General features: G+C 38.1%; 19 protein-coding genes. 12 read left to right on the top strand and 7 right to left on the bottom strand.

What is annotated here, in order from left to right; all coding sequences use genetic code 11:
- Positions 1-5 precede the first annotated feature (5 nt).
- The 7 genes from JOE23_RS15835 (at position 6) to JOE23_RS15805 (ending at position 8,524) form a co-directional block, all read left to right on the top strand.
- Entirely contained in the window at positions 6-1,196 is a 1,191-nt protein-coding gene (locus tag JOE23_RS15835; protein ID WP_204439942.1) for a bifunctional 3,4-dihydroxy-2-butanone-4-phosphate synthase/GTP cyclohydrolase II, read from the top strand.
- Positions 1,197-1,209: 13 nt separating this feature from the next.
- On the top strand, positions 1,210-1,677 hold the full coding sequence (ribH, locus tag JOE23_RS15830) for a 6,7-dimethyl-8-ribityllumazine synthase (RefSeq protein WP_204439940.1): 468 nt from the start codon (positions 1,210-1,212) through the stop codon (positions 1,675-1,677).
- Positions 1,678-2,249: 572 nt separating this feature from the next.
- Positions 2,250-2,756, top strand: a complete 507-nt coding sequence (locus JOE23_RS15825; protein WP_204439938.1) for a YehS family protein — start codon at positions 2,250-2,252, stop codon at positions 2,754-2,756.
- Positions 2,757-2,984: 228 nt separating this feature from the next.
- On the top strand, positions 2,985-3,680 hold the full coding sequence (locus JOE23_RS15820) for a winged helix-turn-helix domain-containing protein (protein WP_204439936.1): 696 nt from the start codon (positions 2,985-2,987) through the stop codon (positions 3,678-3,680).
- A 1-nt stretch (position 3,681) separates the two neighbouring features.
- Positions 3,682-4,686 (top strand): sensor histidine kinase, encoded by a 1,005-nt coding sequence (locus tag JOE23_RS15815; RefSeq protein WP_204439934.1) that lies wholly within the window; start codon positions 3,682-3,684, stop codon positions 4,684-4,686.
- Between the two features lie 575 nt (positions 4,687-5,261).
- Positions 5,262-5,945: an ABC transporter ATP-binding protein gene (locus tag JOE23_RS15810; RefSeq protein WP_204439931.1), complete on the top strand. Its 684-nt coding sequence runs from the start codon at positions 5,262-5,264 to the stop codon at positions 5,943-5,945.
- Entirely contained in the window at positions 5,942-8,524 is a 2,583-nt protein-coding gene (locus tag JOE23_RS15805; protein WP_204439929.1) for an FtsX-like permease family protein, read from the top strand. The genes JOE23_RS15810 and JOE23_RS15805 overlap by 4 nt, the downstream gene beginning before the upstream one ends.
- 324 nt (positions 8,525-8,848) lie before the next feature.
- Here JOE23_RS15805 and JOE23_RS15800 read toward each other — a convergent pair whose 3' ends face one another.
- The 3 genes from JOE23_RS15800 to trhO all read right to left on the bottom strand — a co-directional run bounded on the left by JOE23_RS15800 (position 8,849) and on the right by trhO (position 11,748).
- The gene (locus tag JOE23_RS15800; RefSeq protein ID WP_239585466.1) at positions 8,849-9,661 is read right to left on the bottom strand and encodes a class I SAM-dependent methyltransferase; all 813 of its coding nucleotides are present in this window, start codon (positions 9,659-9,661) and stop codon (positions 8,849-8,851) included.
- Between the two features lie 136 nt (positions 9,662-9,797).
- Positions 9,798-10,271 (bottom strand): glutathione peroxidase, encoded by a 474-nt coding sequence (locus tag JOE23_RS15795; RefSeq protein WP_204439928.1) that lies wholly within the window; start codon positions 10,269-10,271, stop codon positions 9,798-9,800.
- A 514-nt stretch (positions 10,272-10,785) separates the two neighbouring features.
- Positions 10,786-11,748 carry an oxygen-dependent tRNA uridine(34) hydroxylase TrhO gene (gene trhO, locus JOE23_RS15790; protein ID WP_204439927.1) on the bottom strand — a complete coding sequence of 321 codons (963 nt, stop codon included), beginning with the start codon at positions 11,746-11,748 and terminating at the stop codon, positions 10,786-10,788.
- Positions 11,749-11,942: 194 nt separating this feature from the next.
- Between trhO and JOE23_RS15785 the strand changes: the two genes are divergently transcribed.
- Positions 11,943-12,245: a hypothetical protein gene (locus JOE23_RS15785; protein WP_204439925.1), complete on the top strand. Its 303-nt coding sequence runs from the start codon at positions 11,943-11,945 to the stop codon at positions 12,243-12,245.
- A 112-nt stretch (positions 12,246-12,357) separates the two neighbouring features.
- On the opposite strand, the gene JOE23_RS15780 is transcribed toward JOE23_RS15785, so the two are convergent.
- Positions 12,358-13,224 (bottom strand): NAD(P)-dependent oxidoreductase, encoded by an 867-nt coding sequence (locus JOE23_RS15780; protein WP_204439924.1) that lies wholly within the window; start codon positions 13,222-13,224, stop codon positions 12,358-12,360.
- Between the two features lie 247 nt (positions 13,225-13,471).
- Between JOE23_RS15780 and JOE23_RS15775 the strand changes: the two genes are divergently transcribed.
- Both JOE23_RS15775 and JOE23_RS15770 read left to right on the top strand, forming a co-directional pair.
- Positions 13,472-13,945, top strand: a complete 474-nt coding sequence (locus JOE23_RS15775; RefSeq protein WP_204439923.1) for a GNAT family N-acetyltransferase — start codon at positions 13,472-13,474, stop codon at positions 13,943-13,945.
- A complete protein-coding gene (locus tag JOE23_RS15770; protein WP_204439922.1) occupies positions 13,929-14,387 on the top strand; it encodes a GNAT family N-acetyltransferase in 459 nt (152 codons plus the stop codon). Before JOE23_RS15775 ends, JOE23_RS15770 begins: the two co-directional genes overlap by 17 nt.
- Positions 14,388-14,661: 274 nt before the next feature.
- Here JOE23_RS15770 and JOE23_RS15765 read toward each other — a convergent pair whose 3' ends face one another.
- Positions 14,662-15,939: a S1C family serine protease gene (locus JOE23_RS15765; RefSeq protein ID WP_204439920.1), complete on the bottom strand. Its 1,278-nt coding sequence runs from the start codon at positions 15,937-15,939 to the stop codon at positions 14,662-14,664.
- Positions 15,940-16,115: 176 nt separating this feature from the next.
- Here JOE23_RS15765 and JOE23_RS15760 point away from each other — a divergent pair, with 176 nt between their 5' ends.
- Positions 16,116-16,814, top strand: a complete 699-nt coding sequence (locus JOE23_RS15760) for a response regulator transcription factor (RefSeq protein ID WP_204439919.1) — start codon at positions 16,116-16,118, stop codon at positions 16,812-16,814.
- The gene (locus JOE23_RS15755) at positions 16,811-18,130 is read left to right on the top strand and encodes a sensor histidine kinase (RefSeq protein ID WP_204439918.1); all 1,320 of its coding nucleotides are present in this window, start codon (positions 16,811-16,813) and stop codon (positions 18,128-18,130) included. Before JOE23_RS15760 ends, JOE23_RS15755 begins: the two co-directional genes overlap by 4 nt.
- Positions 18,131-18,471: 341 nt before the next feature.
- Here the strand turns inward: JOE23_RS15755 and JOE23_RS15750 are convergent, their stop codons facing one another.
- Positions 18,472-19,692, bottom strand: a complete 1,221-nt coding sequence (locus JOE23_RS15750) for an MFS transporter (RefSeq protein WP_204439916.1) — start codon at positions 19,690-19,692, stop codon at positions 18,472-18,474.
- A gap of 73 nt (positions 19,693-19,765) precedes the next feature.
- On the bottom strand, positions 19,766-20,893 hold the full coding sequence (locus JOE23_RS15745) for a winged helix-turn-helix domain-containing protein (protein WP_204439915.1): 1,128 nt from the start codon (positions 20,891-20,893) through the stop codon (positions 19,766-19,768).
- Positions 20,894-21,544: the final 651 nt, after the last annotated feature.

The following is a 21,544-nucleotide window of genomic DNA, read 5'->3' as shown; positions in this document are numbered from 1 at the left end:
GATAAATGCATACAATTGAAGAGGCGCTGACCGCGTTGAAAAATGGTGAGATCGTCATTGTAGTAGATGATGAAGATCGTGAAAATGAAGGTGACTTTGTCATGTTGGCAGAGCATGCAACCCCTGAAGCGATTAATTATATGGCAACAAAAGGAAAAGGGTTGATTTGCACCCCAATCACTAAACAAACAGCCGATCGGTTGGGCTTAGCACAGATGGTTGCAAGTAATACTGACGCACACGGCACCGCGTTTACGGTTAGTGTGGATCATATGAGTACACATACTGGAATAAGTGCTTATGAGCGTTCTGAGACGATTCAAGCATTAATTAATACGAAATCAACCGGCACAGATTTCAAACGACCAGGTCATGTTTTTCCGTTAATTGCAGAAGAGCTCGGTGTACTTGCACGTCAAGGTCATACTGAAGCAGCAGTCGATTTAGCGAGATTAGTCGGTTCTTATCCAGCAGGTGTGATTTGCGAAATTATGGAGGAAGATGGGACGATGGCAAGGTTACCGTCGCTACAGCGATTGGCGCAACAAGAGAAGATGCCAATTATTACGATTCAAGATTTAATACAATATCGTAAACGTTACGATCAATTGGTTGATAAAGAGGTTGAAGTAAAACTGCCTACTGAATATGGTCAATTTAAATTGGCTGCTTTTACGGAAACAGCCACTGGAAAAGAACATTTAGCATTAATAAAGGGTGAGATCACTAAAGGTGATGTTCCGCTCGTAAGGATTCACTCTGAATGTTTGACCGGTGATGTATTCGGTTCACATCGTTGTGACTGCGGTCCTCAATTGGAGAAAGCTTTACTAGAGATTGAAGACGCAGAAAAAGGGATTCTTGTTTATATGCGCCAAGAAGGCAGAGGGATTGGCTTAATAAATAAATTAAAGGCTTATAAACTTCAAGAGGAAGGCTATGATACCGTTGAAGCCAACCACCAACTGGGTTTTGCCGATGATTTGCGAGATTATGCAGTCAGTGCCCAAATCATTAGAAATCTCGGTGCGGAAAAGATTATTTTATTAACGAATAATCCACGCAAAATGAGTAGTATGACTGATTATGGTATTGAAGTCGTTGAACGTCGAGCGATACAAATTGAAGCCAATCAAGATAATAAACACTATTTGTTTACAAAAAAATCAAAACTAGGTCATTTATTTAAAGATTAGGGGGAAATTTATAATGAAACAATTTATTGAAGGAAATTTAGTCGGTACAGATTTAAAGGTTGGTATTGTAGTTGGACGTTTTAATGAATTTATTACAAGTAAATTATTAAGTGGGGCGGAAGATACGCTTCGACGTCATGGGGTTCAAGAACAAAATATTAGCGTAGCTTGGGTACCTGGAGCTTTTGAAATACCGCTAATCGCTAAAAAAATGGCTGAATCAGGTCAATATGATGCGGTGATCACATTAGGAACAGTGATTAGAGGGTCTACACCGCATTTTGATTATGTGTGTAATGAAGCTGCAAAAGGGGTTTCACAAGTGGCTATGTCTTCTGGCTTACCCGTTATTTTCGGTGTGTTAACAACAGAAACGATTGAACAAGCGATTGAACGAGCGGGAACGAAAGCAGGCAATAAAGGGGCAGAAGCAGCAGTTTCAGCCATTGAAATGGCCAATTTAATTAAAACATTAAATTGAAGCTGTCATATAAATAAAGATTAAAATAAAGACGAGTCTGTGACATAACTAAATAATGAAATTGAATATCCGACCATTCTCAACTAAGCGTAGGTAAAACACGTAGACTCCTCGAAAATAAAGAACGATTTTCTTCGTGCGATGTATGACCGACGAGGCTTTCCTTATCCTGTGGGAACAGCACGGCTAGGGAGACACTGCGTTTACCAAGATGTCTCCCTTGTGCTTGGGAGAGTAAAAGCGAAGTGTTTTGCCGAAGCGCTATATACATTGAGACATTAATGTTCGGATTTTTCTTATCTAGTTACTCTTTTGTCCCAGACCCGTCTTTATTAAATCGCTGAACATATTCGCAGTAGATGAATCGGCTTCTATGCGATGAACTTGACGTTAAATAATGTAATAAGAAGAGATGTTACCGAATACACCTTGATGCCCTATCTAAATGCAAAGCGTAGCTTGGATTATTTGAAGTGATGGGATAACAGAAAAAGCTATTTTGGAAAATTAATGCACGACCAAGGTGAAAGCATTATACTAATAATTAAGTGCAGTAATATTGGAGGACAACAATGAATAATAACGATATATTAATGAGACTAAGGTATGCGGTAGATCTAAAGGATATGGAAATGGTTGAGATTTTTGGATTGGGTGATTATGAAATAAGAAAAGAAGACATACAAAAAATGTTGACGAAACAACAAAGTGACCATAAGGATTCGGATCAATTTTCGGAAAGTGAATATCTCGAGCATTGCGACAACAATATGTTGAATGCATTTTTAAATGGTTTTATTGCATTTAAAAGAGGAAAACAGGATTCAAGACAGAAAGAACCTCAAAAACATGATTTGAATGAGAGAAATGTCAATAATGTCATGCTGAAGAAAGTCAAAATCGCACTTTCACTAACAAGTGAAGAGATTCTCGCTCTTTTAGCAGAAGCAGGCGTTGATCTATCCAACAGTGAATTGAGTGCAGTTCTACGAAAAGAAGGGCATCGAAATTATAAAGAATGTGGTGATCGATACGCAAGGAACTTCTTGAAGGGATTGGCAATAAAGTATCGTAGCTAATCCAACTCGAAGTTATTCGAGATGATAGCTTAAGACGGACATTTTTTAAGGTGGGGTGAATTCGTTAACTTTCTTTCCATGAAATTAATAAAGATAATGTTCTATGGTGTTGATTGGTAAGACTCAAAACCATGCTGAAAATGCCATTCATCTTTGGCGAATCCTCTCACTATCCATATGATAGGATTAAAGAAAATGACAATTAAGGAATTAATCAGGGGTGATAGGGTGAAGATCTTATTAGTGGAGGATGATAGAACGATTGCTTCGGGTTTGGAGTATTCGTTGCAACAGGAGGAATACCAGACAGTGCTTTGTCATGATGTGGCGTCAGCAAAAAAAGTAATTGAACAACAGTTGGCCGAGATCGATCTCTGTTTATTTGATTTGTCGTTGCCAGATGGTAGTGGTTATGATTTGTGTGCGTTGGTGAAGAAGCGAAGTGAGAAGCCGGTGATCTTTTTGACGGCATTTGATGATGAAGTGAATGTAGTGATGGGTCTGGATATGGGAGCGGATGATTATATTACGAAGCCGTTTCGGGTTCGGGAGTTGCTTTCGCGGATTAAGTCGGTGTTGCGTCGTTACCATGCACAAACGAACACGCAGAGTGAAATGAATACAGTCATTGTGATTGATCATATTCGGATTAACACGTTGGCCGGCAAAGTTTATAAAAATGATGAGGAAGTCTTCGTGACCGCGCTAGAATATCGATTATTACTGATTTTTGCTAATCATATTGGACAAGTGTTAACGAGAAGCCAACTACTGGAGCGGATTTGGGATGTGACAGGGGACTTTGTTAATGATAATACGTTGACGGTACACGTTAAAAGATTACGAGAGAAGTTAGAAGAGAATCCACAAAGTCCAACATTGATTAGAACGGTTCGTGGCATGGGCTATAAGGTTGGTGATTAATATGTTACGCAATCGAGAAATCAGACACTACCTAATCATTTTTAGTCTAGTTAGTTTGGTTGCCACAGGACTAGCTCGAGTCTTTTTATCTTTTGAAGCAACAGTCTTTGTTTTAATAACTGCTCTTTTGTTAATGAGTTGCAGTCTGTTATTTACCAGCTGGCGGTATCGAGAAATTGAAAGACTATCCGATTATTTGCGGCGAATAACGAATGGCGATCATAGTCTTGATATGCGTGATAATGTAGAGGGCGAACTTAGTATTTTAAAGAATGAAATTTATAAAGTGACGACGATGCTTTCTGAGCAGGGAGTACTTTTGCGCGAGGATAAAATCAAGCTAACCCATGCTATTTCCGATATTTCACACCAACTGAAAACACCACTGACATCAATGATGGTAATGGCTGATTTGTTGAGAGATTCAAAGTTGAATGAAGAAAAACGGATTGAATTCACCCGTAACATTAGTGTGCAATTAGAAAGAATGGAGTGGTTAGTGTCCTCATTATTAAAACTTTCAAAAATAGATGCTGGTACGGTGCTCTTTAAAAAAGAGCAGGTAAAGGTACTTGATTTAATTCGAAAAGCTGTCGGCCCAGTTTTGATTCCAATTGATATAAAACAACTAACGCTCGTGGTAGGCGATGATGAGACGGTATCTTTTTTCGGGGACTTGAATTGGACAGCGGAAGCAATCCTAAACATCTTAAAAAATGGTGTTGAACACAGTAAGAATAAGGGGACGATCAAAATCAACTTTTCGGAAAACGCATTATCCACGGAGATAACGATTGAAGATGATGGTCATGGTATTCCAAAAGAAGATATCCCTTATATTTTCAAACGGTTTTATAAAGGAAAAAATGCAAATGAGGACAGTGTGGGTATTGGTTTAGCCATGGCGTACAGTATTATTAAAAGTCAAGGTGGGGCGATCGAAGTGATCAGTCAACCAGGGCAAGGCGCGCAATTTCAAATTAAATTTTATAAGCAAGTCATATAGGGATATGCATTCGACACAAAGGATTTTGGGATGTTAAGTCGAATATCTATTGTGATATCCCAAGAAATATATGGAGGTCATGCTTTGTTACTTTACTTTTGATCGATCATTTTCCTAATCATCCAAATCCACAAACACATTTAAAACTGTTGAAAAACAGCAGCAAAGTGGCCATTGCATGAGATAATCAAACGAATCAAGTCGTTGGATTTATAATAGCAATCAGCGTTGGCGTTTTATCTGCCGTTCCTTGAAGTATTGTCAGCGTAAAAAATAGAGGCATTGGTAAGGAATTAGTATAGCGCATATTAAAAGAACATGATGATATCTATATTATGAGAAGCTCGGAATACATAACCCAAATGGAATGATCGGGAGAAATGATGACATGCAGGCAGGGATTTCAGACAAAGAGCAGACAAAAACGCTTGGACATGATCCAAGCGTTTTTGTCTGCTACTGCATTTGAGAACTCTTTTTTTTTATAAAGTGACTAAAATGTCACTTGTTCAGTCACCTTATCGTCACTTTAGATAGATATAATAGCGGTAATAACAATTTATGGAGGTAACTTAATGAGTATTTTAGAAATAAAAAATCTATCTAAAGTTTATGGTAAAGGGGAAATGGCAGTTAAAGCACTGGATGATGTTTCATTTTCAGTTGAGAAAGGTGAATTTATCGTAATCATTGGTCCGTCTGGATCTGGAAAATCAACCTTATTACACTTGTTAGGTGGTGTTGATCGACCAACAAGTGGTAGTGTTCTTGTTGATCATACTGATATTTATCAGTTGAATGAGACGAAATTAGCGATTTTCAGACGACGTCAGATTGGGCTAATTTATCAATTTTACAATCTTATCCCTATTTTATCTGTTGAAGAAAATATTACGCTACCCATGTTATTAGATCAACATAAAGTTGAAAGAAAACAATTGGATTCAATTGTCACGCGTTTGGGGTTAGAGAATCGCTTAGCCCATTTGCCGAATCAACTCTCTGGCGGACAACAACAGCGGGTGTCGATTGGAAGAGCATTAATTAGTAATCCCGCACTGATGCTAGCTGATGAGCCGACAGGTAACTTAGATAGTAAGAACAGCAGTGAAATTATGGAGTTATTAAAGCTATTTAATAAAACATACAATCAAACGCTGATTGTGATTAGTCATGATGAGCGCATAGCTGCTCAAGCTGATCGGGTGATTTCAATAGAAGATGGAAGGATCGCTAAAGATGAGGTGATTCGGTCGTGAATATCATTAATAAACTGACGATCAGGCATTTAAAGGAGAATAAACGAAGAACGCTCGTTACCATTATCGGTGTAATTATTTCTGTGGCGATGCTGACGGCAGTGGCGACCATTGGTGTTTCATTTTTGGATTTGATGAAAAGGGAAACCATCGCAAAGGATGGAGAATGGCATGTTGAATACCACAATATCAATCCCGCACAATTAAGTCTAATTGAAAAGGATGATGTAACAAAAGATCTAATCATTTCCAATGATCGTGGCTATGCGGTGCTAGAGAACTCAGAAAATCCCGAAAAGCCTTATCTGTTTATTAAGGAATATAGTACAGAAGGCATGGAGCGATTTCCAATTGCATTAACGAGTGGTCGTCTACCTAGAACTGAAAAAGAGGTTGTTATCTCGGATGCTATTGCAGATAATGCTAACGTAACTTATCAAATTGGTGATCAATTAACCATCGATGTGGGTAAACGATCTTATGATCTAGAGGATCGTGAATTGTTACAGGATGATTCACTTAAACGGAATGAAGATAATGAGGTAAGTGAGCAGTTGGATAATACAAAGACAGAAACATACGAGATTGTGGGTACGATTGCTCGACCAGAATGGGAACCATACTGGTCACCCGGTTATACAGTCATTAGCTATCTTGATGAGGAACTATTGACGCCAACAGATACGGTTAATGCTTCGGTTGTACTTAATAAGATCAATCGTTCGCTTTATCAACATGCCAAAAATTTTGCTGACCAACATAATATTGAACACGAAAATATCAGATATAACAGTGAATTACTCCGATATTATGGTGTGACTGGTAATGATGGTTTACAAGCAACTATGTACTCGTTAGTGGGCATTATTATGGCTGTGATTATTGTTGGTGCTGTTTCGCTCATATATACTGCGTTTGCTATTAGTGTTTCGGAACGTTCGCGACATTTAGGAATGCTTTCGAGTGTAGGGGCGACGAAAAAACAGAAGCGAAACTCGGTCTTTTTTGAAGGGGCAGTTATTGGCGCAATGAGTATTCCTGCTGGAGTTGCGGCTGGTCTTGTTGGGATGGCGATTACTTTCCATTTTATTAACACCTTTATTGGAGACGTATTAAATACGACCCAGAGGCTTGAAGTGGTGGTAACACCAGTTTCCATTTTAGTCGCTTGTAGTGTTTCAATCGTTACCATATTTATTTCCACCTATCTCCCAGCGCGAAAAGCAGCTAAGATTTCTGCGATCGATGCCATCAGGCAAACACAAGATGTCAAGCTGTCTAAGAAAACAGTAAAAACGTCGAAACTGGTTCGAAAGATATTTGGACTTGAAGCGGAAATAGGTTTAAAAAACTTAAAAAGAAATAAACGGAGATATCAAGCCACTGTTTTCTCCTTAGTAATCAGCATTGTTTTGTTTTTAACCGTTACCTTTTTCACCTCTAGTTTAGAGAAAGGATTGGAGTTAACGCAAGCTAATTTTAATTATGATATTCAAATATTCAGTAGTGATGAAATATTGGAATCAGAAGTAGACGTGTTTGCTAATCTGAGTCATGTGACGGAATCTAGTACGATTGAAGAATATTACTTTTCAACATCGATTGATCAGTCAGACATTGCGCAGAGTTTGAAAGAATCTGTTGAGAGCGATCAAGATGCGTTGCAAGATGGGAAATATAATTACAGTTTAAATTTAGTCGCGTTGGATGATGAGAGTTTTCAAGCCTATGCAAAAGAGATTAACTTTGATCCCAATGCTCAGGGGAATGCTACAGCAATTGTGATTGATAAGAGCATACATTATAATGAGTCAGGCAAGATCATTGAAGAAAAATCTATTTATACTGATCCAGGAGAACGGCTTAGTCTATATCCCGATAATCATGAAAGAGAGGAAGAGCAGTTTTTAGGTGAAATAGAAATTGGTGCATTAACGGATCACGTTCCAATGGGCGTAAATTTGCCGTATCAAGGTAATTTAATTGCGATTATTTCTGATAAAATGATTGATGATTTAATCACGGAAGACGTAAAAACGGATGGTAATCACTACCTATACATGAACAGTTCAGATCCAATGGCAACGCAAGAGGCAATAGATGATGTGAAAGATTCATCTGTGCATGTTTACAATGTTTACCAAAGAAGACAAGCAGACCAACAGTTGATTTTATTGTTATCCGTCTTCATCTATGGTTTCATCACCTTGATTTCGTTAATATCGGTTGCGAATATTTTTAATACGATTTCGACGAGTATTTCATTGCGTAAACGTGAATTTGCGATGCTAAGGTCCGTTGGTATGACACCAAAAGGCTTTAACAAAATGATTAATTATGAAAGTATTTTTTATGGAATAAAGGCTCTTCTTTATGGATTACCAATCAGTGTTGGTGTGATGTTCTTGATTTACTGGTCCATGCAAGAAACCTTTGAATACAGCTTTATGCTACCATGGATGGGCATTCTGTTTGTAATCGTAATGATCTTTATTATTGTCAGTGCTGCCATGTTATATTCTAGTGGTAAAATTAAGAAGGAAAATATCATAGATGGTTTAAAACAAGAGAACATTTAACTAGATTTTACTTTAGACGAGGTAAGATCGATACTTCTATGCAAAATAAGCATGGGGTTGATTATTGATGGCTAGAAGAAATGAAAGAGAAATGGAAGCAAAACGCTGATATTGGTACGCATACCGTCGTAGTAAAGACCACTTTCGAGAGGGATTAAGGGCGAAGGACTAAACATGAACAGTAAATGAATGACTAAATTGAACTAGAATTCCCTAGATGGTGACATGTAGAAAAGTAAAGCTATATTTACTGAACTGCATGCTGTGATGATGTGAAAGGACGGCTAGTCCATTAATGGCTAGCCTCCTAATTAATGGTTCAATTTATTCGTTTTTTTCTATCAATAAAGCAATCGTTTGATTGCCTTCGGTATAGTTTTTTCCAGAAACATCATCGTAAATTTCTTTTATAGTAAACCCTACAGCAGTTACCTCTTCGATCAATAATTCCTTTGTGAAAAATTGATGCCAAATGTTGTAGGTTTCTATTTTATCATCGGTAACCACTGTTGTTTGCTCTAATGTTAATCGATCAGAATATTTAAGATTTCTACCGATCGCTACATAAGGATGCTTTGACCAAAAACCACCATTTTCATTAAAACTCCAATATTGTTCCTCCTTGAACTGATCAAATTTTTTCTGAGAGAAAACATCTAATAACAACTGTCCACCATTCTTTAAACTGTTCCAAATGTTTAAAAGTAATTTACTTCGATCTTCAGGCGCAAGAGCACCATAATCACAATATATTAATAGGGCTAAGTCATAGATGTTTGAAATATTTAATTGCAAATAATTCTCATAGCGATATTCAATATCAAAAGCTAGTTTTTTTGCTTGTTCTTTAGCATAACGAATCGAGTTTTCAGAGAAATCAATTCCTGTTACCTTATAACCATTTTGGGCTAATCGCTCACTATAAAGGCCCGGACCACAACCTAAATCTAATACCTTTTGATAAGCTTTTGGGGGAGCAATTTGTTGAATGAAATCAATGGATTTATCAATAAACGCAAAATTCCTACTAGCGCCTTCAGTATTAGAACTTAAATGAGCTTCTAATAATTGTTTAGAAATATAAGGATCTTGCCAAAAAGCATTATCAGCTTGTTCAAATCTTAAAGGTACATGCAACTGTTTTAATAAATTGTTGATAAAAATTCCTCCTGAAATTTTAAAAGATACAAAGAAACCGCTGTTTGTAGTTTATACCATGATCAATCAAGTAGACTCTCTTCCCAAGAATCTTATGTCTTTAGTCATGAGAGCTTTAAAACAAAGCTTGTATATCTTCAACCATCTCTGCCGGTTCTGTGGTAGGAGCAAATCGTTTAACAACGTCACCATTACGATCAATGAGAAATTTAGTGAAATTCCATTTGATTGCGCCACCTAACACCCCCGATGTTTGTGTGGTTAAGTATTGATAAAGAGGATGAGCGTTCTTTCCATTTACATTGATCTTACTGAATATTGGGAAATTAACACCGAAGTTGAGTTGACAAGTTTGTTCGATTTGTTGATTATTTCCAGGTTCTTGATTTAAAAATTGGTTGCATGGAAAACCTAACACCATAAATCCTTGATCTTTGAAATCATCATAAAGTTGCTGTAAACCGTTAAATTGATTTTTCAAACCACACTTCGTAGCCGTATTGACAATTAATAATACGTTTCCACGATAGTCAGATAGTGATTGTTCATCTCCGTTCATGGTTGAGATCGTAAAATCATAAATGGTCATGGAACTCCCCTCCTTAATCCAAAGATAGCAAGCCTTATTAACAATGTCAAAAGATAGTACGTGGTCGTTGCAAATATGCTACATCTATAATGGGAATTGTTAGAAGGAATTGGACATAGACCGTGTTATAATTAAACAGGAGTAGTGAGAATCGAACAACTTGAACAAAGCGTAAGCAAAACGCGCAGACTTCTTTAAAATAAAGAGCGACAATTGATGAATGTTTGATAATACCTTGCTGATCCTGTAGGTCTAATATGAATTAAAGATTTCCAAGGTGAAGATGGACACAGGGGAAATGTTAGAATAAACTCGTTAATTCGTGTGACAATGTCTAACGGACTACTTTCTATAATGCTGAGTCCGTGCCTATGAAAATGCAGAGCTACTGTTGGATGCGATGTAACGACTGTTATATGGGGGGCATCCTTCCTCTACTCGTTACACTAGTATAATAGAACAAATGCTCCATTCAAATAAAATGGAGCATTTGCTTTTCATTTGATTTTAACTTTTAGATGGCTTGTTCTTCTTTAGTGATTGCATTTAAACGAGCTTCAATTTCATCGTTCGATAATTGATTTTGATCAATATATCGATTACGTGGATGTGTACGACATTCATGAGTACAACCCCCTAAATATTTATGCTCGTTTTCTTCTGAACAAATAATTTGCTTGTTGCATTCAGGATTACCACAATTGATATAACGTTCACATGGTGTACCATCAAAATAGTCTTTACCAACAATGACGTGTTCAACTTGATTAATCGGGACACTAATACGTTCATCGAAAACATACATTTTCCCATCCCAAAGCTGACCTTTGGTTTCTGGATCTTTCGCGTAAGTCGCAATGCCGCCATGAAGTTGGTTGACATTTTCAAAGCCTTGTTCAAGCAACCAGCCAGAGAATTTCTCGCAGCGAATCCCGCCAGTACAATAAGTTAAGATTTGTTTGTCTTTAAATTTTTCTTTGTGTTCTTTAATCCACTGTGGCAATTCACGAAATGTACGAATTTCTGGGCGAATCGCACCACGAAAATGTCCCAGGTCATATTCGTAGTCATTACGTGCATCGATCACAATCGTATTATCATCTTTCATCGCTTGGTAAAAGGCTTTAGGTTCTAGATAATTTCCAGTCACTTCACGAGGATTAATATCTTCTTCACCTAACCGAAGTGTGACAAGTTCCGATCGAGGCTTAACTTTCATCTTTTTAAAAGCGTGCCCATCTGCTTCGTCAATTTTAAAGGGCATATCACTAAAGCGAGAATCAGCATGCATCGCATCCATATAGGCCTGTGTGGCATTAATCGTTCCTGAGACCGTTCCGTTGATCCCTTCTTTAGCGACAAGGATGCGTCCTTTAAGTCCTAAGGAGTCACAAAATGTTTTATGCTCTTCAGCGTAGCTCTCCGGGTCATCAATGTTGACATAGTTGTAGTACAATAATACTTGATATTTTTCCATTTTTCTAACCACCTATTTATCGTATTTGCAAGATACGGATGTAGGGGTAATCATGAGTCTCTTGCAATCTCTAATTATAAGTAATTCAAGTTACTTTTTCAACCTTTTAGTTGATTAAATTGAAGGTTTTAGCTCATGAGATTTGCAATTTCTTGTAGTAGGCATTATATTTTTGACAGATGAGGTGATTTATTATGAATGAGAAAGAACGTGAGCAATATATTATCGAGCAATATCAAGCAGGAGAAGATCAGATGATTCTCCTATTTGCGCAATGGTGCATTAACCATCAACTAGATCCGTATGTCGTTTATCAACAAGCATATCCGCATCAAAAGGGATTAGACAAGTTGGCTGAAAGTATGGATCATACGGTAACCTTGGAGCAATCAGATCAGATTGATACGTCCCTGTTAATCGAGGTTTTGCAGGTATATGGTAATGATGATCTGGCATGGGTGGTTGCTCAGTATCAAAACAATCTTCGAAAACAATAATGTTTGACATAATTTAAAAAGCCTATCAGGACTGAATGCCTTTGGACCATCTGCATTCGTGATAGGCTTTTTATATAGCGATTGATCAACAAATGACAAACATGGACGAACCTTAGTTGAAAAGTTTGATTAAGGCTTGTGTTCCACTGTCTTGCTCGCCCGCTTCTGCCAATTGTTGATAAAGTTGATAGGCGAGTTGTAGTCCAGGAGTAGAAAGCCCCATTTCTTCAGCAGTTTCAAGGGCGATACACATATCCTTAATAAAGTGTTTGACATAAAATCCGGGGCTGAAATCTTCATTAATCATTCTTGGTGCTAAATGAGAGAGCGACCAACTTCCCGCTGCACCTGAGGTAATGCTCTTTAATACTTGATCTGGATTTAGTCCCGCTTTTCTCGCATAAGCCATTGCTTCTGAAACGCCAATCATATTAGAAGCGATGGTTATTTGATTACACATCTTCGTATGCTGTCCAGCTCCAGCTGGTCCTTGATGGATAATATTCTCCCCGATGATTTCAAATAGAGGTCGCGCATGTTCAAAACCAGTTTGATCTCCGCCGACCATAATAGAAAGCGTTCCGTTTTGTGCGCCGATGTCCCCGCCTGATACGGGTGCATCCAAAGTGGTTAATTGCTTATGTTGCGCTTCTTCAGCAATCTTTTCTGCAAGTGCAGGTTTTGAAGTGGTCATATCAATTAGAAGGCTGCCTGGTTTTGCATTTGCAATAATGCCTGTCGAACCGAAATAAATGTCTTCTACATCACTTGGATAGCCAACAATGGTTAGGATCACTTGACAATTTTCCGCAACGGTTGCGATCCGATCATGCCAAGTGGCACCTTGCTCTATTAACGTTTTAGCTTTCTCCTTTGTACGTGTATAAAGATGGAGTTCATGACCTGCGCGGATAAGATTTAAACCGATACCCTTTCCCATTACACCTGTTCCAATCAAGCCAATTCTAGTCATTTCCATACCACAATCCTTTCAAATTTGTTATGATCATTTTATCACAGTTAACCGTCCGTAAAACGGTCCGCCTTAAAATAGAGCAGATAGAGTCATCTATTTAGGGAGCTAATGTCCTGATTTATTCAACTAACAATCAGTAGGAGAAGAACGAAAACCCCACTGATTGTTAGTTCATTTAATCGCAAATAAGAGGACAAGCATACATTTTATTGTGCTTGTTTACTATATAGAGAAAACAAGGGGTGATTCGTTGTTAAAGTTAAACTGGGTGCTTAAAGGCTTTAATGAATTAAGCAATAATGAGTGGTATGAAATAGCGAAATTACGTTCAGATACTTTTATCGTTGAACAAAACTGTCACTACCAAGATTTTGATAATTATGATCAAATGTCCGATCATTTATTTTTAAAGAAGGATAGTCAAATTGTCGCTTATATGCGATTAATTCCGAGTGGGCATTTTTATCCAGAGGCTTCTTTTGGTCGTGTGATCGTAAAAGCGACAGAAAGAGGCAGCGGTTATGGAAAAACGATGTTAGAAAAAGGTTTGCGGCATTTATTAGTTAACATGGGAGAGCCGGTGATTAAAATTCAAGCTGAAGCCTATTTGGAAAAGCTATACCGTTCCTTTGGTTTTCGCGTTATATCAAAACCTTATCTTGACTATGATATCTGGCATGTTGATATGTTATTGGAGGCGAGCTTAAATGCATTGGATGGTTAAAACATTTGAGCAATTAGATTTGGGTGAACTTTATCATATTTTGCAAAGGCGAGTGGCTGTTTTTGTTGTTGAGCAAAATTGTGCTTATCCAGAAGTAGATGGGATTGATCAAGCATGTGTTCATCTATTTGTAAAAGAAGATGACAAAGTGGTGGCTTATGCGCGTTTAATTCCTAGAGGCGTTCTTTACAGCACTGCTTCAATTGGTCGAATTATGGTTGATCCAGCTTATCGAGCACAAGGGTATGGTCGTAAGCTAGTCGATCAAGCAATAAAGATCATTACTGAAGATTGGAAAGAGCATCAAATTAAAATTCATGCACAAGTTTATTTGCTGAACTTTTATCAATCGTTTGGATTTAAACAGATTTCTGATCATTATTTAGAAGATGGTATTATGCATGTTGATATGTTATTTGAAAAGTCGAAAAATCTTAATTGACATGTGAAGTAAAGAAGAGATCATTTATTGATTAAAAGTTAAGTCCGCTCATCATGATACGATGAGCGGATTTATATTAAATTCATAAAAGACAATGGGGGGATCTTTTATGAATGAATCGTTTATCACAGATAACCATTCGTAAAACACCTAACTCAAAATAGAGGCCAGAGGTAAAACTATTTAGAGGCGTAATAACGGATGCTAATGTCCTGATACACTCAACTAACCATCGGTGGGAAAAGATGAACCCTCCCACTGATGGTGGTTTTGTTTATTCGCCTTGTAAAGTAACCGTTGTTTCTTCCGCTACGCCGTTACGATAGTAAGTAATCGTTATCGTATCGCCAACTTCTGTTTCCGAGTACAAATACTGTCTTAAGTCCATCATATCGTCAATAGCTTCACCGTCTATGGCAGTGACAACATCATAAACATCGAGTCCGGCTTGGTCAGCTGCAGATCCGGGATGAACTTCGGCAATGACAATCCCACTTTCAATTTCACTCGGATCTAAATTCAATGTTTGTTGAATATGCTGTTGTGGCACACTTGAAAAGTCAATGGCACTAATACCCATAAATGGGCGCGTTATCGAACCATTTGTTTCAAGTTGTTCAATGACGGGTTGAGCTTCATCTATTGGAATGGCGAATCCAATCCCTTCTACAGTACTTAGTGCGATTTTCATTGAGTTAATGCCGATCACTTCACCAGCACCATTGACTAATGCGCCGCCACTGTTTCCGGGGTTAATCGCTGCATCCGTTTGAATAACATCAACGGTCCAATCAGCGGTACCGTCATTATTCAAGTCAACATCAAGTGAACGGTCTAAGCCACTGATAATTCCTTTTGTCACCGTTCCGGCGAAATCAGTCCCTAATGGATTTCCAATAGCAATGGCTGTTTCACCAACGACTAAATCTGAAGAGGTGCCAAAAGTCGCGACAGTGTCTACATGCTCGGCATCAATGGATAGAACCGCTAAGTCTGTTAGCTCATCTGAACCATGTAACTCTGCGGGCACACGTTCATCGTCTGATAGAATAACTTCTATTTCATTGGCTCCATCGATAACATGATGATTGGTCACGATATAGGCACGATCATCTTCGATTTTATAGACAACACCTGAGCCTGAACCTGACTCCGCATTATCTGACCATAAATCAAGCGATTGAACATTGGCAATGCCAACGACTGCCCCCGCTACATTACTTAATACTTCTGATGAAACCCCATCATCTCCTGTCGACGTTTGAATGACATTTTGCGAAGTGGCTTCTTGACTAACAAGGTCTTCGCTTTGCTCAGTTATATTTAAGGGAATGAGCCCAGTAAATAATAAGAGAAAACCGATGATCGCAACGGTTAGCCCACCTGTAATCCCGCTAAGCCAAATCATCCAAGCGTTCGGCTTTGTTTTCTTATCCTCTTGATTAACTTCTGTATTTGAATGGATTTGATTATCGATCACCTGTGATGGTTGATCGTTAGATATTGACTGCTTTTCATCATTTAGTTGATGTTGATCATGGAATTCACTCATGCTTTCCACTCCTTCCTTTTGATAAAATATTGTCTAAATTTCTGCTACACTATATAGTATAGCGAGCACATTTGGCAATAATTCGGTATAATTGTGAAAAAAGTATGGAAGATATTTAACTGGTCAGATTGGGTATAAGTGTGGGAAAATAAAGCTAGATAAAGGAGGCTGGAAAGATGCCCTATCATATATTTATTGTCGAAGATGACCCGAACATAAGAGACATTGTTTCGGCTTACTTGAAAAAAGATGGCTACAAGGTATCAATGGTAGATAATGCAGAGGATGCTTGGGAAATGACTCGCGAGCAGCAACCGGACATGTGGATTCTCGATATTATGCTACCGGGTATGGACGGCTATGAACTATGTAAGAAAATTCGCCAACAAAGTGAAGTGCCAATTGTGATTATTTCAGCTAAAGATGAAGAAGTTGATAAAATATTAGGTCTCGAATTGGGTAGTGATGACTATTTAACCAAACCGTTTAGTCCTCGAGAACTCGTTGCTCGTGTCAAACGTTTATTTAAGAGAACATCAGCAGTGCAAGAAAAATCAGATAACCTAGAATCAACAGAATATAGAACTGGAGAGCTTGTTGTTCGAGCAACAGATAGACGTGTGTTTTGGTATGGTAAGGAGATAGAAGTGACAGCTAAAGAATATGAACTCTTATCCAACCTTATTCAAAATCAAAATCGTGCTTTTTCTCGTGAAGAATTGTTATCACTCATTTGGGGTGATGACTATTTTGGCAGTGACCGTGCGGTTGATGACCTTGTCAAACGTTTGCGCAAAAAAATTGATGGTTTACCCATTGAAACCGTTTGGGGTTATGGTTACCGATTGAGTTGTGAAAACGAGGATGAGCAATGAGACTGCAAACACAACTAACGCTAGCTTTTACTACATTACTGGTTATTACCATGTCTATTGTTGCCGTAACGATTCATTCGTTGTTATTAAATGTATTAATTCAAAATGAACAAGATCAGTTGCAGGAAAAAGGGGAGATATTAACGCAATTTCTTTTTAGTGAAGTATCACCACGTAATTTTTCCAATTGGCTGAGTGATGAAGAACTTCATTTATTTGTCTATGATCGTTCAATGGATCAAGTGATGCTCTACTCTACTTCGCTTGACATCGGTGTGATAGAACAGTGGGTTGAACATTATGATCTGACAAGAAGGGAACAACCTTTATGGATCGATGGTCATACCAACTATGTTGTTTCCATTTTACCGATGTACCCGGACTTGTTAGAACGGGATCTTGTTTTAATTACTCCCCTGGATGACATACAAGAAATTCAGCAAACGTTCTTTAATCGGCTAATGATTGTTTTTCTTGTTGGTATTCTGATCATCATTTTGCTTACGCATTATCTGACACATCGACTGGTTACACCACTCACGCAATTGAGATATCAATTGAAGAAAATAGAGAAGCGCCATTTTGATGATATTGAAAGAATTAAAGCAACGGGTGAAATTAAAGAAGTAGAAGAAAGTGTGATTGATATGGCTACGGAACTACAACGCTATATGAAATCACAACAACAATTTTTCCAAAATGCAAGTCATGAATTGAAAACACCATTAATGACCATACAAGGATATGCTGAAGGCATTAAAGATGGGGTTTTTCAAGGTGAAGAATCTGAACGTGGCCTTGAAGTGATGGTTGCAGAAATCGCTCGTTTGAAAAAAATAATTAATGAGATGATCTTATTAGCAAAGCTTGATAGTGATGAGAATGTTTATCAAGAGAGCCCGCTTTATATAAGTGAATTGATTCAAGCCACCGTCGATAGGGCTTTACCCTTAGCAACAGATCAACAAATTGCACTGTATCATAAAGTGATCGATGATATGACCATTCATGTTGACAAAGAAAAAATGCTACAAGCGATGATGAATATTGTAACCAATGCGATCAGGCACGCGAAGTCACAAGTCTATATTGAAGTAACTCAACAGTCTGGACGCATTTCAATTACTATTGATGATGATGGGGCTGGGATTGAAGACGCGTTAATGCCGCACCTATTTGAACGTTTTATTAAAGGGAAGGGCGGAGAAACCGGTTTAGGACTTGCGATTTCAAGAGCAATTGTTCAACGCTCCAATGGTATCATTACCGTTGAACATTCACCAATGGGTGGTGCACGTTTTATTATTATGCTATAGTTAGCAATAAAGCAAGGAGATCTATAGATCTTCTTGCTTATTTTGTGTGCCCGGCATGGTCGTCATCTGTGGCCAATCATGAATAGTACTTATGATAGCTATTTTATTTAATATGACGCCATTTAAAGTTCATTACAGATAATCGTCCGTAAAACCCCTCTCAAAATAGAGAACAGAGCGCGTCTATTCGCGGGAGCTAACGGACGCTAATGGCCTGATTCACTCAACGATCAAGCTGTGGGAAAAGAATGAAAGCCCCACTGATTGAAGGTTCGTTTTATATGATAAGGAAATGATCGCTTTTATGCACGGTAGTGTGAGAGGGAGTTAATCACTCCCTCTTACTCAATTGCCTGTTTTTCCTCTTGAAAAGTTGGTACCAAATAACAGACTAATGCGCTTGTGATGCTAAGCAAGAGCAACAAGCCAGCTACAATCATGAAAATAGTAAAGATATTAGTCCATCTCACCATTAAGCCTCCAGCAATAGGGGCAAGCAGGACGACAAAATTAGATAGTGAGTTGAATAAGCCTGAGAGCCGTCCAATGTTCTGTTCAGTACTTTCACGTTGTAGCATATAGGCAATCGTTACGGTAAAGATGCCTACGCCTAAGCCCGTTATAAATGCTAGAGTAAGAAAGAAAATGACGCCAGTGGAAAAGCGAAGTCCACCAAACCCCATTCCCATTAGAAAGAACGATATCCAAAAAAATTCCCGATACCGGTCTATTTTATTTAAACGATCAATAATTAGCATCGAGATCAATGCGCCAGCACCAGAAGCGGCCATAATCCAACCGATTAAATCTGCTCTTTCTGGTAAGGTCATTCTTAATAGGACAGTAATCTGGGCATCGCTCATTTGAATAGCGCTCATACCCAATAATGCAAGTAGCATACTGATTTTTAAGCGCTGATTGTGTTGTAGTATTCCCCAGCTACTTTTCCAAGCATACCAAAATGAATAGTATTGGGCTTTGTTATATCCACTTTTAGGTTCATGCTTGATCATTGTTACAACAATAAGTGAAGATACGCCATAGGCAATGGCATTAATGAACATACTAAATTGTGGAGAAAAGGAGGCAGCAAAGACGCCCCCAAGAATAGGTCCAATTATTTTACTGAGCTCGTTAACGGCTCCGTTTAAGGTGACTGCTCTTCCAACCCATTGCTTTGGAACAAAATGTTTAACAGCAGCCTGTTGTGCAGGGAAGTGAATGACCGTTAATGTTGCCCTAGACACGAGAATGATTAAGGCTATCCAGACATTTGGAGCTAGTATTAAGACGAGCGTTAAGACCGCAGTAAGTAGATCAGCGATGCACATAAGCTTTATTTTATTAAATCGATCAGCAAGTATACCAGCAAATTGGCTTAACAATGCATGGGGAAGGGCATAGGCAACTGGAATCATTGCAATAAGAAGCGGTTCAGCCTGCCAAACGTAACCGAATAAGACCATCATTGCTGTGTAGTCAAACCATCTTCCTAACATGGATATGCCATAGGATGCAAAGAGCCGGACAAAGAGTCTATGTTGCCAAATAGAATCTTTCATAGCTTTCACTCCTTTCTTTTTGAAGTTAAAGCTATGATAACGAACCTATGTCAGAGCATGATCAAATGATCGATTATAAGTTTTTTTCCAATTGATGTGTTACTAACTGATGAACCTCGTTAAGGTGATAGGTGCTTAATAATGTTACCCACTGTTTATTAAATTCATCACGTAGACTTTGATCATCGATGTAATGTGTTAGTAAAAAAATCGCCAAATCCACCGTCATAATTAAATGTGAGACAAAGCGTGACTGTTTCAGTATTAGCATTCCTTCTCGAATATAGTCTTTTCCCTCTCCCATTTGTTTTCTTTGAATGAAAAAAAGCCCTTTCACGACAAAAAAGATACCTAGCTCACGTTGATACGCACGCTTGTTGAAAAAGTAATCAAGGTCTTCAATTATTTTCTGAGCGGAGTCAGAACGGTTTAAGCAAATCATAAGTACGAGTGCATTCACCTTTGAAAAGGGGTAAAAACCATGATCAGGTTCGATCTTTAGTGTTTTAATATGATGCTCTGCTTGGGTGAATTTCTTTGCCATAATGGCAAAGGTCACATAGGCAAGTGTTTCTGCCTCTGCTTTATTAATTTTAGCAAATCGCCGATCATTGAGCGCTCTATTCAGAAAACGGAAGGAGCTTACAGGGTTGTTAGCTAACCATAAATGCATATGCAGTAAATAAAGGAGTTTTACATCAAAAGGGATGGTTTTAGAGCGCACCAACCCAAGGAAATCACCCTTCAAGATGTAGGGGAGAATCATTATTTGACCATTTTTTTCAATACCAAAGCTGTCTGTTGCTAAAAGCGTCTCTAGTGCTTCGCCATGACCGTAAAGGTGAAACTTACGCATAAGCTGTGTTGTTAAGTACTTAAACTCCTCATCGCTATGTAGCGTATTGGGTAAGGTCACTGTATCTTTAATGTTAAGGACATAACCATAGCCTTTTACAGTATCTATGGTTATGTGATGCTGCCACTTCTTAATTTTTTTGCGAATACGATAAATATGATCGTCAACTGTTCGATCAGTTGGATAATCATCTGTCCAAACTTGATCAAGCAAAGCTTGCCGCGTAAATACTTGACCATCGTGCTGGTAAAGAAAGTGTAGCAGTTCAAATTCCTTTTTTAGCAAGGAAAAGCTGTCGTTTTTATATGTAACTGTATAAGTGCGTAACTGAAAAGTTAAGTGCATGTTTAGGGCTCCTTTTTAGCTATTATAAATGTGTTCTACCTGTTGACGCAAAAAATCTACTAACAAGGGTAGAATGTTTATCACAGATAACCGTCTGTTAAACATTCCCCCTCAAAATAGAGAACAGAGCGCATCTATTCGCGGGAGCTAACGGACGCTAATGGCCTGATTGACTCAACGACAAAGCTGTGGGAGAAGAACGAAAGCGACCATTGATTGAAGGTTCGTTTTATACAGGGCTAGGTGCAACTGAATGGATTTACAAAACAAAACAAAACAAGGCCCAATTTGCCGAAGGTTTTATAAGCAGATAAATGATGGAAAAGATGACGTCCTTACCCGGTGCGGGGTGATGCTAGTAGATAAGTGCAAGACATTGCATAACCGAACAGACAGCTATTCACAGAACTGTTAGAAATGAAAATGTAAAAAAAGGAATATATATGGGTTATAATATCTTTATCATTGAAAATTATTGAAATAGATGGTAGTCTTAAAATATAATACAGAAAGTGTAATATAACTTCTAAAATATAACGTATTCATTCGTAGAGCACATATATTTTTAATATAGAAAACCTAAACATATATAGATGAATGCGTTTAAACATCTTCTGTCCAATAGCCCTTTTGATCAAAGTTATTTTCATT

Origin of the sequence: Amphibacillus cookii (assembly GCF_016908375.1) — a bacterium.
Taxonomy (GTDB): domain Bacteria; phylum Bacillota; class Bacilli; order Bacillales; family Amphibacillaceae; genus Amphibacillus_C; species Amphibacillus_C cookii.
Note: the sequence above shows the minus strand (reverse complement) of the source record. Positions and strands in the feature narration are given on the sequence as shown.

Coding starts and splice junctions, on each gene's coding strand:
- JOE23_RS15785 (WP_204439925.1), top strand. CDS start 11,943: ATGAATGAGAAAGAACGTGAGCAATATATTATCGAGCAATATCAAGCA.
- JOE23_RS15770 (WP_204439922.1), top strand. CDS start 13,929: ATGCATTGGATGGTTAAAACATTTGAGCAATTAGATTTGGGTGAACTT.
- JOE23_RS15810 (WP_204439931.1), top strand. CDS start 5,262: ATGAGTATTTTAGAAATAAAAAATCTATCTAAAGTTTATGGTAAAGGG.
- JOE23_RS15755 (WP_204439918.1), top strand. CDS start 16,811: ATGAGACTGCAAACACAACTAACGCTAGCTTTTACTACATTACTGGTT.
- ribH (WP_204439940.1), top strand. CDS start 1,210: ATGAAACAATTTATTGAAGGAAATTTAGTCGGTACAGATTTAAAGGTT.
- JOE23_RS15745 (WP_204439915.1), bottom strand. CDS start 20,893: ATGCACTTAACTTTTCAGTTACGCACTTATACAGTTACATATAAAAAC.
- JOE23_RS15795 (WP_204439928.1), bottom strand. CDS start 10,271: ATGACCATTTATGATTTTACGATCTCAACCATGAACGGAGATGAACAA.
- JOE23_RS15815 (WP_204439934.1), top strand. CDS start 3,682: ATGTTACGCAATCGAGAAATCAGACACTACCTAATCATTTTTAGTCTA.
- JOE23_RS15750 (WP_204439916.1), bottom strand. CDS start 19,692: ATGAAAGATTCTATTTGGCAACATAGACTCTTTGTCCGGCTCTTTGCA.
- trhO (WP_204439927.1), bottom strand. CDS start 11,748: ATGGAAAAATATCAAGTATTATTGTACTACAACTATGTCAACATTGAT.
- JOE23_RS15825 (WP_204439938.1), top strand. CDS start 2,250: ATGAATAATAACGATATATTAATGAGACTAAGGTATGCGGTAGATCTA.
- JOE23_RS15780 (WP_204439924.1), bottom strand. CDS start 13,224: ATGGAAATGACTAGAATTGGCTTGATTGGAACAGGTGTAATGGGAAAG.
- JOE23_RS15760 (WP_204439919.1), top strand. CDS start 16,116: ATGCCCTATCATATATTTATTGTCGAAGATGACCCGAACATAAGAGAC.
- JOE23_RS15835 (WP_204439942.1), top strand. CDS start 6: ATGCATACAATTGAAGAGGCGCTGACCGCGTTGAAAAATGGTGAGATC.
- JOE23_RS15765 (WP_204439920.1), bottom strand. CDS start 15,939: ATGAGTGAATTCCATGATCAACATCAACTAAATGATGAAAAGCAGTCA.